Annotated in this window: 12 protein-coding genes and 2 pseudogenes; 9 read left to right on the plus strand and 5 right to left on the minus strand. The window is 71.5% G+C overall.

The window, feature by feature from the left end; all coding sequences use genetic code 11:
• Nucleotides 1–70: 70 nt before the first annotated feature.
• Nucleotides 71–328, minus strand: a pseudogene (locus tag ACSMXX_RS21215) (short-chain dehydrogenase); the annotation flags it as partial.
• Between the two features lie 15 nt (nt 329–343).
• On the opposite strand from ACSMXX_RS21215, the gene ACSMXX_RS21220 reads away from it, so the two are divergent.
• A complete protein-coding gene (locus ACSMXX_RS21220) occupies nt 344–649 on the plus strand; it encodes an SbtR family transcriptional regulator (protein WP_473180287.1) in 306 nt (101 codons plus the stop codon).
• A gap of 102 nt (nt 650–751) precedes the next feature.
• Here ACSMXX_RS21220 and ACSMXX_RS21225 read toward each other — a convergent pair whose 3' ends face one another.
• The gene (locus tag ACSMXX_RS21225; RefSeq protein ID WP_473180288.1) at nt 752–1,498 is read right to left on the minus strand and encodes a phosphotransferase family protein; all 747 of its coding nucleotides are present in this window, start codon (nt 1,496–1,498) and stop codon (nt 752–754) included.
• A gap of 220 nt (nt 1,499–1,718) precedes the next feature.
• On the opposite strand from ACSMXX_RS21225, the gene ACSMXX_RS21230 reads away from it, so the two are divergent.
• From ACSMXX_RS21230 to ACSMXX_RS21255, 6 genes are all read left to right on the plus strand, one after another.
• Entirely contained in the window at nt 1,719–3,344 is a 1,626-nt protein-coding gene (locus ACSMXX_RS21230) for an MFS transporter (protein WP_473180289.1), read from the plus strand.
• 68 nt (nt 3,345–3,412) lie between these two features.
• A complete protein-coding gene (locus ACSMXX_RS21235) occupies nt 3,413–4,318 on the plus strand; it encodes a LysR family transcriptional regulator (protein WP_473180290.1) in 906 nt (301 codons plus the stop codon).
• A gap of 114 nt (nt 4,319–4,432) precedes the next feature.
• On the plus strand, nt 4,433–5,047 hold the full coding sequence (locus tag ACSMXX_RS21240; RefSeq protein ID WP_473180291.1) for a cysteine dioxygenase family protein: 615 nt from the start codon (nt 4,433–4,435) through the stop codon (nt 5,045–5,047).
• A 176-nt stretch (nt 5,048–5,223) separates the two neighbouring features.
• Nucleotides 5,224–6,318, plus strand: coding sequence for a YeiH family protein (locus ACSMXX_RS21245; protein ID WP_473184889.1), 1,095 nt, complete (start codon nt 5,224–5,226; stop codon nt 6,316–6,318).
• 240 nt (nt 6,319–6,558) lie between these two features.
• Nucleotides 6,559–8,361: a DEAD/DEAH box helicase gene (locus tag ACSMXX_RS21250; protein ID WP_473180292.1), complete on the plus strand. Its 1,803-nt coding sequence runs from the start codon at nt 6,559–6,561 to the stop codon at nt 8,359–8,361.
• 410 nt (nt 8,362–8,771) lie between these two features.
• On the plus strand, nt 8,772–9,161 hold the full coding sequence (locus ACSMXX_RS21255) for a DUF2690 domain-containing protein (RefSeq protein ID WP_473184890.1): 390 nt from the start codon (nt 8,772–8,774) through the stop codon (nt 9,159–9,161).
• Here ACSMXX_RS21255 and ACSMXX_RS21260 read toward each other — a convergent pair.
• A pseudogene (locus ACSMXX_RS21260) lies at nt 9,114–9,419 on the minus strand (MBL fold metallo-hydrolase); the annotation flags it as partial. The gene ACSMXX_RS21255 and the pseudogene ACSMXX_RS21260 overlap by 48 nt on opposite strands.
• Nucleotides 9,420–9,735: 316 nt before the next feature.
• Here ACSMXX_RS21260 and ACSMXX_RS21265 point away from each other — a divergent pair.
• Together ACSMXX_RS21265 and ACSMXX_RS21270 are read left to right on the plus strand one after the other, a co-directional pair.
• Entirely contained in the window at nt 9,736–10,380 is a 645-nt protein-coding gene (locus ACSMXX_RS21265) for an IclR family transcriptional regulator (RefSeq protein WP_473180293.1), read from the plus strand.
• Between the two features lie 45 nt (nt 10,381–10,425).
• Nucleotides 10,426–11,271: a hypothetical protein gene (locus tag ACSMXX_RS21270; protein WP_473184891.1), complete on the plus strand. Its 846-nt coding sequence runs from the start codon at nt 10,426–10,428 to the stop codon at nt 11,269–11,271.
• 108 nt (nt 11,272–11,379) lie between these two features.
• On the opposite strand, the gene ACSMXX_RS21275 is transcribed toward ACSMXX_RS21270, so the two are convergent.
• Nucleotides 11,380–12,387, minus strand: coding sequence for a glycine betaine ABC transporter substrate-binding protein (locus ACSMXX_RS21275; protein WP_473180294.1), 1,008 nt, complete (start codon nt 12,385–12,387; stop codon nt 11,380–11,382).
• Entirely contained in the window at nt 12,387–13,256 is an 870-nt protein-coding gene (locus tag ACSMXX_RS21280; RefSeq protein WP_473184892.1) for an ABC transporter permease, read from the minus strand. Before ACSMXX_RS21280 ends, ACSMXX_RS21275 begins: the two co-directional genes overlap by 1 nt.
• Nucleotides 13,257–13,261: the final 5 nt, after the last annotated feature.

A 13,261-nucleotide genomic window follows, 5' to 3' on the forward strand; every position in this document is an offset into this window, starting at 1 on the left:
TCGCGCCGGACTGACGCGCCGGACTGAGGGTGCCTTAGAAGTGCTGGCTGCTCCGCCCGGTCGCTGAGGGTCAGATGGGGAACGTGACGCTGGTGAGCTGTTCGGACACTGCCCACAGACGCTGCTGAACGGCCACGTTGTGGGACTTGTCGCTGGAGGCGGCCACGCGGGGGTGTCCCCGGGTATCTCCCATGCCGCCGGGGCCGTAGTACTGGCCGCCGACCGCAGTGGGATCGGTGGCCGCGAGCAGGGTCGGCAGCGCGCCCATGGCGGCCGGCTGGGTGAGCAGGGGGAGGAGCAGGTCCGCTCCCTTGCGCAGCGGGCCGGGCAGGGCTCACCCGCCATGGTGGAGCTCACCGGTTTCCTCACCCGCCTGATGGATGTCGTCGCGCACAACCACGCCGTCAAGACGGCCGCTCGGGCCCTCAACGCCGGTCACACCGCCCACTCCGCCATGCAGGACGTAGAGACCCGCGCGACCCGGGCCCTCGGCCAGCTCATCCACACCGCACAAGCACAGGGCGACCTGCGCTCCGACTACACCGTCGACGACCTGTACTTGATGCTCTCCACCTTCCCCGCCGACCAGCCGCCCGCCGCCCGTGCCCGCTGGCTCGCCCTCCTGCTCCCCGGGCTCACCGCCCGCTGACCGGTCCGGCCGCGGGGGCATCGGCCTCCCAGGCGATGCGCCCCCAGGGGATGGACTGCTCGAAGCGTCAGAACGCATACGTGGCCACTCGGGCCCGCGGTCTCACATCCGGGATCTCAGCACGTCGACCTCACAGCCCGGCGCGAACGGGTCGAAGCCGTGCTCGACCAGCCAGCGAACCCCCAGCAGGCTTCGCAACGACCACCACGCGTGGATCACGTCGAGGTCGACGTCGGTGCCATAACCGGCGATGACGTCGTCGAGGTGCTCCTCGTGTCCGAGCGTCAAGGTGGCGAGGTCGAACAGGGCATCACCCCGGCCCGCCTCGGACCAGTCGATGATGCCCGTGACCTCGTCGCCGTCGACGAAGACGTGATCGATCTGCAGGTCGCCGTGCGTGAACGCCGGAGTCCACGGCCGGAGCGCGGCTTCGGCGACCTGGCGGTTGCGGGTGACCAGGTCGGCGGGCAGGACGCCGTTCGTCACGAGCAACTCGCACTCGCCGTCGAGTTCCGCCACCAACTCGTCGGGACTCCGGCGGCGCCGGCCGGCCCAGGGCGGCAACGGCGCTTCGTGCAGCTTCCGGATGGCGGCGCCCGCCGCGGCCCACGCCGCCGACGCCCCGGTCGACGGCTCACCGAGACGGCCGAGCACCGTCCCCGGGAGTGCGGCGATCGCGAGCGCGGGCGGCTTGCGCCACAGGACCTTTGGGGTCGGCACCGGCGCGAGAGACATCGCCTCGACCTCGACGTCGATGCGCGCCTGATCGGCGTCCACCTTCAGGAACACGTCGCCGACGCGCAGAGTCGCGCGCTCGGAATGGGCGACGACGACTTCGACCTCATCCATGGGCGACGAGTATCCCGGGGCTGATCGCCGACGTCGCCCGGTTTATCGCGTGCGATTACGCGGCTGACCGCGTCCCCCTACTCGGCGGCCTCGTGCGCGGCACCGACCTCTGAACGGGTCATGTCCACCACTCTTATCAGGGGTCCTTAGGTCGAAAGGCCGACGCCGCGGGCGTCGAAAGTCGGGTGCCGTGGCAGGCCGGGGGCCATAGCGTGCGCGTATGACTGCATCTGGGGACGGGCCGGGCGGGACGGGGGATTCGCGCGGCGCGCCGCGAGGTGCGGTCAAACCCGGGCGGGGCAGGGGTGGTTCGGCCTCCCCGGTGCCGTCGCCCGCGCCGGTTCCGGTGCCTGCGCCGGAGTCCGGTACGGAGTCCGTGCCGGAATCCGTAACGGTGCCCGCGCACGGTGGGGCGCCGCTGCCCCGTCCCCGGGAGGAGACGGTTCTCAGCCGTGGATACCGGGCGCTGACGCTCGGCATCGTCTCCGTCGTCTTCCTCGTGGCCTTCGAGGCGACCGCCGTCGGTACGGCCATGCCCGTTGCCGCCGACGAACTCGACGGCGTGTCCGTCTACGCCTTCGCGTTCTCCGCCCTCTTCACCACCTCCCTGCTGGGCATGGTCGTGTCCGGCCAGTGGTCCGACCGGCGTGGGCCGCTGCCGCCGCTGGCGTGGGGCATCGGATCGTTCGGAGCGGGGCTGGTGCTGTCCGGCACGGCCGCCACGATGGGGATCTTCGTACTGGGCCGGGCGGTGCAGGGCATCGGCGTCGGGCTCCTCATCGTCGCGCTGTACGTCACGGTCAGCCGCGCCTATCCGGAGGTGCTGCGGCCCACGGTTCTCGCGTGCTTCGCCGCGGCCTGGGTGGTGCCGGCGGTGGTCGGGCCGCTGATCGCGGGTTCGGTCACCCAGCACCTGGGCTGGCGCTGGGTGTTCCTCGGCGTTCCGCTGCTGGTCGTGGTGCCGCTCGTGGTGATGCTGCCGGCGTTGCGGCGCGCCGCGTCGGGGCCGCCGCCGGGCAAGGCGGGCACCGGGCAAGGGCCTGTGGACCGCAAGCGGCTGAAGTACGCGCTGGCGCTCGCGACGGGCGCGGGGCTGCTGCAGTACGCCGGGCAGAAGCCGGACCTCCTCGCGGCGCTCCCGGCCGCCGCGGGCGCGGCGCTGCTCGTACCGGCGGCGCTGCGGCTGCTGCCGCGCGGCACGTACCGTGCGGCGCGCGGCCTGCCCGCGGTGGTGCTGCTGCGCGGCATCGCGGCCGGCGGATTCGTCGTCGCCGAGAGCTTCGTGCCGCTGATGCTGGTCAGCCAGCGAGGGCTGTCCGTCACGATGGCCGGACTGGCCCTGGCGGCCGGCGGGGCGACATGGGCGCTCGGCTCCTTCACGCAGTCGCGGGCCCGGCTCGCGCCGTACCGCGAACGGCTGGCGCGGGGCGGAATGGTGCTGGTGACGGGCGGGGTCGCGTACTCGCCGGTCGCGCTGGTGCAGAGCGTCCCGGTGTGGACGCTGGCCGTCGCGATGGCGGTCGGCTGCTACGGCATGGGCCTGGTCATCTCGTCCACGAGCGTGCTGCTGCTCCAGCTCTCCGCGCCGGAGGAGGCGGGGAAGAACTCGGCCGCGCTGCAGATGTCCGACAGCCTCTCCAACGTGGTGCTGCTGGCCGCGACGGGTACGGCGTTCGCGCTGTGCGGCGGCGGCTCGGTCAGCGTGGGAGCGGGCGGCGGCGCCGGGGGCCACGCCTCGGCGGCCGCCGAGGGCCGCCCCCTGGCGTTCGTCGCGGTCTACGCGGTGGCGGCGCTGGTCTGCGCGGCGGGCGTGGGGGTGGCGGGGCGGCTGCGGGGGCGTCCGTGAACGGAGCCGATGCTTAAGCGCAGATGCCGGGATGTTGTCCGGGCCCAAATTCCGCTTATGGTTCGGGCATGTTCGACTCGCGGCACATACGGACGTTCCACGAAGTGGTGCGCGCCGGTTCGTACTCGGCGGCCGCGCGGACGCTCGGCTACACCCAGCCCGCGATCACCCAGCAGATGAAGGCGCTCGAACGGTCCGTCGGCACGCCCTTGTTCGTACGCGTCGGGCGGCGGATGCGGCTCACCGAGGCAGGGGAGGCGCTGGAGCGGCACGCAGGTGTGATCCTCGAGCGGATCTCCGCGGCGCAGCAGCAGATGTCGGCGATCACCGGGCTGCGCGCCGGGCGGGTGCGCATGTGCGCGTTCCCCAGTGCCGGCGCCACGATCGTGCCGGAGGCGCTGGCGCGGCTGGCCGACGGTCACCCGGGCATACGGGTCGAGTTGCAGGAGGCCGAGCCGCCGGACTCGATGCGGCGCGTCGCCGACGGCGAGTGCGACGTCACCCTCGCCTTCACCTATCCCGGCCTGCATGAGCAGGTCCCGGAAGAGCTGGTCGAGATCCCGCTCATGGAGGACCAGTTGACCGTGCTGCTGCCCACGGGGCATCCGATGGCACGGCGCCGCGCGGTCAGACTCGCGGAGCTCTCGGACGAGCGGTGGATCGCCGGATGCCTGCGATGCCGTGCCAACTTCCTGCACGAATGCGCCGAGTTGGGCTTCGCTCCGGACGTCGCCTTCACCACCGACGACATCCTCGTCGTGCAGAGCCTCGTCGCCGAAGGGCTCGGCATAGCGATGATGCCGGGACTGGTGCTCTCCTTCCTCGTGCACCGGAAGGTCACCGGGCGGGCCCTGGACCCGGCATCGCGCCGCCAGGTCTCCGCGTACGTGCTGCGCGAGCATCTCGACATCCCGGCGACCGCGCTCGTGCTGGACGAGTTGAGGACGGCCGCCGCGAACCGCGTGGGGTGTTAGCAGGGCCCGCTGCCCGCGGAGCCGCTCCCGAAGTCCCGTTCCATAAGAGGAGCTTGGAGTGCGGCCAAGCAACCGTCGTTGGACGTGATGGATCCGCGGCCCCACTCTGCGTACATGGCCACTTCGACGAAGCACCCCACCGCGGAGACCGCCGAGCGCAGCACGCCCCGTACGACTGCGCAACTCGACGCCCTCGTCGGGGAGATACGCGAAGTGGTGAGGCGCGGGATGGCGCCGGACGTCACGGCCTACCTCGTCGGAGAGAAGCTGGCGCCGCACCTCGGTGCGGGTGGCGGCACCGGCGGCGCGGACGGTCTCCTCACACCCGAGCAGTACGAAGGCGACCCCGAGCGCTACCGCCAGCATCTGCTGCACGCCGAGTCCGACGGCAGCTTCTCCCTCGTCGCGCTGGTGTGGCTGCCCGGCCAGTGCACGCCGGTGCACGACCACGTCTCCTGGTGCGTCACCGGAGTGCACCAGGGCGAGGAACACGAGCGCCGCTACCGGCTGCTGCCCGCGGAGGAGGCGGGCGGTAGCGCGCGGCTCGTGGCGACGGAGGACGTGATCAATCCCGTCGGCGCGGTCTGCGGTTTCGCGCCCCCCGGCGACATTCACATGGTGTGGAACGGCTGCCGGGAGAAGGCCGTTTCGCTGCACGTCTACGGCGCGGACGTCTCCCGTCTGGGCAGCAGCGTGCGGCGGGTGTACGAGCTGCCGGCGGACCGCTGATGGCGCTGCTGGGGGAGCGCCCGCCGTCCGCGGCCTCGTCTTCGTCCGCTTCGTCGGCGTCCGCCGTGCCTTCGTCCGCCCTGCCTTCGTCCGTCTCGTCCTCGTCCGCCTCACCGGCGTCCGCCGGAACCTCGCCAGGCCTCCGCGCGACCCCCGCGACCCCCGCGGCCCCCGCGATCCCCCCGACCCCCGCGGCCCCCGCGAAGTCCGCCCATGCCGCCGCCCGCCCGGCGCCTCCGACCGGCAAGGTGCCCGGGCTCGCGCTCGCCGCGCTGGGCGTCGTCGCGGCCGGTGCCGTACATCTGGCACTGCCCGCCGTGCCGATGCTGACGGCCGCCGTCGTCCTCGGCGTCCTCGCCGCGCATCTCCCGGGCTCGCGAACGCTCGTGGGCGGCCTGGCCCGCCCGGGCCTCTCCTTCGCGGGCAAGCGGCTCATGCGCCTCGGAGTGGTGCTGCTCGGGCTGAAGTTGAGCGCCGGCGACATCATCGGGCTCGGCTGGACGACCGTCGCCATGGTGTTCGTGGTCGTCGCGGCGACCTTCACCGGGACGGTGTGGCTCGGCAGGAGGCTGGGCCTCCCCGGTGATCAGCCGCTCCTCGTCGCCACCGGCTACTCGATCTGCGGAGCCTCCGCGATCTGCGCCGTCAGTGAGGTGCGGGAGAGCGAGGAGCGCGACGTCGCCACGTCCGTCGCCCTCGTCACGCTGTGCGGCACGCTCGCCATCGCCGTACTTCCGCTGCTGCAGCAGCCGTTGGGCCTGGACGCGGGTCAGTTCGGACGGTGGGTCGGCGCGGGCGTGCACGACGTCGGCCAGGTCGTCGCCACCGCGCAGACCGCAGGGGAGCACGCGCTGGGCCAGGCGGTGCTCGTGAAGCTGATGCGTATCGCGCTGCTCGCGCCGCTGGTGGCGGCCGTTGTGCTGTCCGTACGGGCACGGAGCGGGCGGCGCGCGGCCGGTGCGCCCGATGGGGGAGCCGCCTCGGCGGCGACCGCCGGTGCGCGGGACCGACGCCCGCCCCTCGTCCCGCTGTTCGTCGCCGGCTTCCTTCTCATGGTCGCCGTCCGCACGACCGGATGGATTCCGGCCGGGGCCCTGGGATTCGCGGCCACCGTGCAGGAACTGCTCCTCGCGGCAGCCCTCTTCGGCCTCTGCAGCGCCGTGCACCTCCCGACGCTCGCCCGTACGGGAAGCAGAGTCGCCGCCCTCGGGCTGTGCTCGTGGATCGTGATCGCCGGGGTGTCGTACGGGGGCGTGCTGCTGACGGCGTGACCCGGCCGGCGGCCTCGGGGCGGCAGTCTCGGGGCGGTGGCCTCGGGCGCGACCGGTGTGCGCAACCCTGGGCGTCGACTTGACCACGTACGCGAGCGAAGCCCCGTACCCGCTCTCCGCGCGCACCGGGGGAATCCACCGGAACCGGACTCCCCAAGAGGCTTGTCACCGCCCGCCGGTAGGCTGAAGCAGCCCTTCCAGCCGACGCGGACGACCACGCCACCGACCCCTCCGGAGACCGTGACTACCAGCACTTCCTCCACCAGCCACCACCTGTCGCCCGCCTTTCCCGGCCGCGCCCCCTGGGGCACGGCCGGCAAGCTGCGCGCGTGGCAGCAGGCGGCGATGGACGCGTATCTCCAGCGGCAGCCACGGGACTTCCTCGCCGTCGCCACCCCCGGCGCCGGCAAGACGACCTTCGCGCTCACCCTCGCCTCCTGGCTCCTGCACCACCACGTCGTGCAGCAGGTGACGGTCGTCGCGCCGACCGAACACCTCAAGAAGCAGTGGGCGGAGGCCGCGGCGCGGATCGGCATCAAGCTCGACCCGGACTACAGCGCGGGCCCGCTCAGCAAGGAGTACCACGGTGTCGCGGTGACGTACGCGGGCGTCGGCGTCCGGCCGATGCTGCACCGCAACCGCGTCGAGCAGCGCAAGACGCTCGTCATCCTCGACGAGATCCACCACGCCGGCGACAGCCGCTCCTGGGGCGAGGCCTGCCAGGAGGCGTTCGAACCGGCCACACGGCGGCTCGCCCTCACCGGCACGCCGTTCCGCTCCGACACCAACCCCATCCCGTTCGTCGAATACGCCGAAGCGCCCGGGAGCACGGACGGCGTGCGCCGTTCCGTCGCCGACTACACCTACGGGTACGGCAACGCGCTGGGCGACGGCGTCGTGCGGCCCGTCATATTCCTCACCTACAGCGGCAACATGCGCTGGCGCACCAAATCGGGCGACGAGATCGAGGCCCGCCTCGGCGAGCCCATGACCAAGGACGCCGTCTCCCAGGCGTGGCGCACGGCCCTCGACCCGCACGGCGAGTGGATGCCGTCCGTGCTGGGCGCCGCCGACCGGCGGCTGAGCGAGGTGCGCAAGGCCGTGCCGGACGCGGGCGGCCTGGTGATCGCCAGCGACCAGGACTCGGCACGCGCGTACGCGAAGCTCCTCCGCGAGGTCACGGGGGCGGAAGCCACGCTCGTACTGTCCGACGACACCGGCGCCTCGCAGCGCATCGAGGACTTCCGCAGCTCGCAGGCGAGATGGATGGTCGCAGTCCGCATGGTCTCCGAGGGCGTGGACGTCCCGCGCCTCGCGGTCGGCGTCTACGCCACGACGATCTCCACACCGCTCTTCTTCGCGCAGGCCGTCGGCCGCTTCGTACGGTCGCGGCGGCGCGGTGAGACGGCGTCGGTCTTCCTGCCGACCATCCCGATGCTGATGACCTTCGCGCACGAGATGGAGCTCGAACGCGACCACGTCCTCGACAAGCCGAAGAAGGACGGCGAGGACGACCCGTACGCGGAAGAGGCCGATCTGCTCGAAGAGGCCGAACGCGAGCAGGACGAGGACACCGGCGAACAGGACGAACTGCCCTTCGAGGCCCTGGAGTCGGACGCGGTCTTCGACCGGGTCATGTACGACGGCGCCGAGTTCGGCATGCAGGCCCACCCCGGCAGCGACGAGGAGCAGGACTACCTCGGCATCCCGGGGCTGCTGGAGCCGGACCAGGTGCAGACGCTCCTCCAGAAGCGGCAGGCGCGGCAGATCGCGCACAGCAGGAAGAAGCCGGACTCCGAGGCGGACCTGCTGGAACTGCCCGCGGACCGGCGTCCCGTCGTCACCCACAAGGAACTGCTGGAGCTGCGCAAGCAGTTGAACGGACTCGTGGGGGCGTACGTCCATCAGAGCGGAAAGCCGCACGGGGTGATCCACACCGAGCTGCGGCGGGTGTGCGGAGGGCCGCCGAGCGCGGAGGCGACGGCGGGGCAGATCGAACAGCGCATCGCGAAGGTGCGGGAGTGGGCGACGCGAATGCGGTAAGTCCCACAGCTACCCCTGTCAGGCCAGGCGCTGTGCGAGGCGCGCATACGGACGGAGAATGTCCGGTGACCTGCCCATTCTTCAACGGCCCCCCGGATGGGGCCTGTTGAAAATGATGACCTCATGAGGGGCGGCGACCCCCCTGGGTAACCGTCCTGTGGCGGGGAGTTACAGTGGGGTCCGTATCGCAAGATGGGATGGCAGGAGATGCCATGGATGCTGATGACACACCAGACGGCCCCACACCCGAATCCGCGGCCGATGCCGGATCACAGCCGACTTCGCGGAACAGACGCGAGCGTCCGGCGGGCCGGCTACGGCAAATCAGCGTGAACCCCCTCTGGCTGGGGCTCATTCCGGCGGTCGTGGCGGCGTTGTTGACGGCACTGATGACCCCCGCCGCCGCAGAAATGTTTGAGGATGAGCCCGCGCCGTGCCCTGGGGCCGGTTGCGAACGCAAGAGCCCGAAGGCGAACGGTTGCGCAGTCGACGCGCGCACCTACGAGCCCGAACGGAAGAATGCGGCCGGTCTCCAGGTCAGATACAGCCCGCGGTGCGGGGCCGCGTGGGGACGCATCCTCGACGGTGAGGTAGGGGACAAGGTCACGATCCGGGCGCGGGGAGGGGGAGCGAGCGAAGGGTTGATCACAGTCCACCACGACCAGTACACCAAGATGGTCGTGGTCGGCCGTCCCTTCTCCGTAGAGGTCTGTGCAGTGCCCACGATCAAGCGTGACCGGTCGGAGAACTGGGACCGCTACTGCATCCACGCCACGGACAGGACCGACTGGGGGAAGTAGTTCTGAGAAGAAGACCCCAGCCCCGGCGGGCACGAGGTAGCGGGCGCCGGTGAGGCGTGCGAGCTCCAGGCCGCCGGTGACGTAGTCGTTGTGCACATGGGTCTCCGCCACGTACGCGATGCGTACGCCGCGACGGGCCGCGGCGGCGATCACCCGGTCGATGTCGCGCGGCGGATCGACGGCCACCGCGGTCTGACGGCCGCCTGCCAGATGGCTGTGATTGCCCACGCCCCGCACTTCCAGGGTGTCGACGAACACGGCTGTGGCTCCCTTGTCGCGCGCTGTAGGGGACGCGGGCCGGCTACCCGGGGGGACGGCGTCAATCCGGTGGGCCTTGCCGGAGTGTGGTGGGGCGCCGGAGCGGCACGCCCCCGGCACCACGCACGCCCGGAGGCGCATCCCGCCGAACCGAACGCGAAGCGTTCCCCGTGACCGGATTCTGGACAGACTCTTCCGGTCAGCGGAGCCGGTCGCTAAATTGCAAGGTCACAACGCGATCCCGGCCACGGCTACGCCCCCCACCGCTACGCCCCCACCCGGTGCCGCCCCCCACTGACCCGAGGAGAGGAGCGTCGTGACTGCGGAGACCTCTCAGACGCTCGACCGTGGACTGCGCGTCCTCAAGCTGCTCGCCGACACCGATCACGGCCTGACCGTGACGGAGCTGTCCAACAAGCTCGGCGTCAACCGCACCGTCGTCTACCGGCTGCTCGCCACGCTGGAGCAGCACGCCCTCGTACGGCGGGACTTGGGCGGCCGCGCCCGCGTCGGGCTGGGGGTGCTGCGGCTGGGCAGGCAGGTGCATCCGCTCGTACGGGAGGCGGCGCTGCCCTCGCTGCGCTCGCTGGCCGAGGAGGTCGGGGCGACGGCGCACCTGACGCTCGTCGACGGTACGGAGGCGCTCGCCGTGGCGGTCGTCGAGCCGAGCTGGACGGACTACCACGTCGCGTACCGCACCGGCTTCCGGCACCCCCTCGACAAGGGCGCCGCCGGCCGCGCCATCCTCGCGGGACGCGGGCCCGACCACGAGCTGGGCCCCGGATTCGTGCTCACGCACGGCGAGTTGGAGGCGGGCGCGGGCGGCGCCGCGGCTCCCGTCCTCGGCGTCACGGGCATCGAGGGCAGTGTGGGTGTGGTGATGCTGACGGACTCGGTTCCGCCGCAGGTGGGGGAACGCGTGGTGCGTGCGGCTCAGGAAGTGGCCGACGCGCTGCGCTGAGGCGCGAATTGTTAGGTTGCCGGGGTGAACACACCCCGGTCCTCGCTGCTCTCCAGGCTCCGCCCGTCGCGGCGCCGGCTCTCCGCGCGGCAGCGCACGCTTCTCCTGTGCGCGCTGCCGGTGGCCGCGCTGTTCGCCGTCGCCGCCCTCGCGCCGCTGCCGTTCGCGCTCGCGCAGCCCGGCCTCACGGCGAACGTGATCGGCGACAGCAAGAACAAGCCGGTCATCACGATCTCGGGTGAGAAGGCGCGGGCGCCGGGCAGCGACGACGGCAAGCTGCTGATGACGACGATCGCCGCGACGGCGCCGGGCGCGACGGTGCGCCTTCCGGACGTCGTGGAGAGCTGGTTCCGTACGGACCGGGCGGCGATGCCGGTCGAGGCCGTCTACCCGGTGGGCGACACCCTCCGCGAGATCGAGAAGCACAACAAGGGCGAGATGCGGAAGTCGCAGAACGCGGCGGTCGAGGCGGCCCTGCGGCAGCTGCACAAGTCACCGGATGACGTGGAGGTCTCGCTGCGCCTCGCCGATGTGGGCGGCCCCAGCGCGGGCCTGTTCTTCTCGCTCGGCATCATCGACAAGCTCGACGGCGGTGGCGACGGCGACGGTGCCGGTACCGTGGGGGGCGGCGGCCTCACAGGCGGCCGGGTCATCGCGGGTACGGGCACGATCAAGGCGGACGGCACCGTGGGTCCCGTAGGCGGTGTGCCGCTGAAGACGAAGGCGGCGAAGCGGGACGGTGCGAGCGTCTTCCTCGTGCCGCGCGCCGAGTGCGCCGACGCGCAGGCCGAGCGGCCGAAGGGCCTGCGCCTGGTACCGGTCGACACGCTCGGGGGCGCAGTGAAGGCGCTGAAGACCCTCAAGGACGGCGGCCGCGTGCCGAGTTGCTGATGGGCGCCGGTCTCTGAAGGCTGCCGGCTTCTGAAGGGTGCGGGGTTCTGAAGGGTGCGGGGTTCTGAAGGGCCGCGCCGGCCGAAGGTGCCGCCGCGGCCCGTTCGTTCAGCCCGTCTTGATGAAGCCCTCCCGCACCAGCCAGTCCTTGGCGACGTCGTGCGGGTCCTGTCCGTCCACGTCGACCTTGGCGTTGAGCTTCTGCGCCATCTTGTTGTTCAGCGCCTTGGTGACGGGTGCGAGCAGTCCGGCGATCTCCGGGTGCTCCTTCATCGTCTCGCCGTTCATCTCGGGAGCGACGTTGTAGTTCGGGAAGAACTTCCTGTCGTCTTCGAGGATCTTCAGCTTCAGCGCGGGGATGCGGCCGTCGGTCGCGGCGATGGCGCCGAAAACGCACGGCTTGCCCTTGGCCGTCTGGGTGTACACGACGCCGCCGGCCATCTTGTGCACCTGCCCCTCGGGGAAGCGCATGCCGTACTTCTTCGCCATGCCCTTCAGCCCGTCCTGCCGCGAGGCGAACTCGTTCTCGACGCAGATGCTCGCCGCGTTCGGCTTCTCGCGGGACAGTTCGGCGACGTCGGAGAGCGTCTCGATGCCGTACCGCTTCTGCAGCTTGTCGCTGATGACGAGCGCGTAGGTGTTGTCGAGTTCGGAGGGCGCCAGCCACTCGACGCCGTTCGCCCGGTCCTCCTTGCGTACGGCCTTCCACTGCTCGACGGGGTCGGTCACGGGCTTGGTGTGGCCGAGGTAGGTGATCCACGAGGTGCCTGTGTACTCGTACATGCCGTCGGCCGTGCCGGACTCGACGGCCGAGCGAGCGCCGATGGAGCCCTGGACGGCGGTGCGGTCGACGACATCGGCGCCGGCCGCGCGGAAGACCAGCCCCATGATCTTTCCAAGGATGATCTGTTCGGTGAACTCCTTGGAGGTGACGGTCAGTTGGGCACCCTTGAGGGGCTGTCCGGCGCCCACCTTTCCCGGGCTCACCTTGTCGCTCAGAGGGCTGCCGCTGACCAGACCGCAGCCGCTGAGCGTGCCGGTGAGCGCCAGGGCCGTCGTGCCGGCGGCCAACGCCCGGACAGGCCCTCGTGCGTACGTACGCCCGAACACACGCATCAGGACGATCCCTCCAAGCCGCGCGGGCGCAGCAGCAGTTCGACGAGTGAGGCGAGCCAGTCGACCAGCAGGGCCAGCGCGACGGTGAGTATCGAGCCGAGCATCAGCACCGGCATCCGCTGGTTGGTGATGCCGGAGGAGATCAGGTCGCCGAGGCCGCCGCCTCCGATGAAGGTGGCGAGCGTGGCGGTGCCCACGTTGAGGACGAGGGCATTGCGGATGCCCGCGAGGATCAGCGGCACGGCCAGCGGCAGTTCGACCTTCGCCAGCACTCCGGGTGACGACATCCCGATGCCCTTGGCGGCCTCCGTCAGACCGGGATCGATGTTGCGCAGCCCGGTGATGGTGTTGGCGAGCACGGGCAGCACCGCGTAGACGACCATGCCCACGATCGCGGTGGTCTGACCGATGTTCAGCCAGAACACCAGCAGCACCAGCAGCCCGAGGGAGGGGACCGCCTGCCCCAGGTTCGCGGCCGCCATGGCGATCGGGGTCGCCTTGCGCAGCTTCGGACGGGTGAGGGCGATGCCAAGCGGTATCGCGATGATCAGCACGAAGAACGTGGAGATCACGGTCATCTCGATGTGCTGGCGCACGCGCAGCGCGACGTTGCCGCCCGCGAGCGAATTGCGGGCGATCGTGTCGAGTTCGGCGCCCTGGAACCACAGCCAGGTGCCGAGCAGTAGGAGCGTGAGCACGCCCGGCAGGATCGTCAGTTTCTGCCAGGTGAGCCGGTCGCGGAGCCGTTCGCCGGCGTGGGCGGCGGTGGCCCCCTGCTCGCCGGTCCCGGTCCCGGTCCCGGTCTCGGTCCCGGCCCCGGTTCCTGTCCGCGGCGCCGGATGCTGCCGCTGCCCGTCCCCCTCCGCCAGGGTGG

It is taken from the genome of Streptomyces sp. DSM 116795, assembly GCF_055792905.1.

Coding starts and splice junctions, on each gene's coding strand:
- ACSMXX_RS21220 (WP_473180287.1), top strand. CDS start 344: ATGGTGGAGCTCACCGGTTTCCTCACCCGCCTGATGGATGTCGTCGCG.
- ACSMXX_RS21225 (WP_473180288.1), bottom strand. CDS start 1,498: ATGGATGAGGTCGAAGTCGTCGTCGCCCATTCCGAGCGCGCGACTCTG.
- ACSMXX_RS21230 (WP_473180289.1), top strand. CDS start 1,719: ATGACTGCATCTGGGGACGGGCCGGGCGGGACGGGGGATTCGCGCGGC.
- ACSMXX_RS21235 (WP_473180290.1), top strand. CDS start 3,413: ATGTTCGACTCGCGGCACATACGGACGTTCCACGAAGTGGTGCGCGCC.
- ACSMXX_RS21240 (WP_473180291.1), top strand. CDS start 4,433: ATGGCCACTTCGACGAAGCACCCCACCGCGGAGACCGCCGAGCGCAGC.
- ACSMXX_RS21255 (WP_473184890.1), top strand. CDS start 8,772: ATGTTTGAGGATGAGCCCGCGCCGTGCCCTGGGGCCGGTTGCGAACGC.
- ACSMXX_RS21275 (WP_473180294.1), bottom strand. CDS start 12,387: ATGCGTGTGTTCGGGCGTACGTACGCACGAGGGCCTGTCCGGGCGTTG.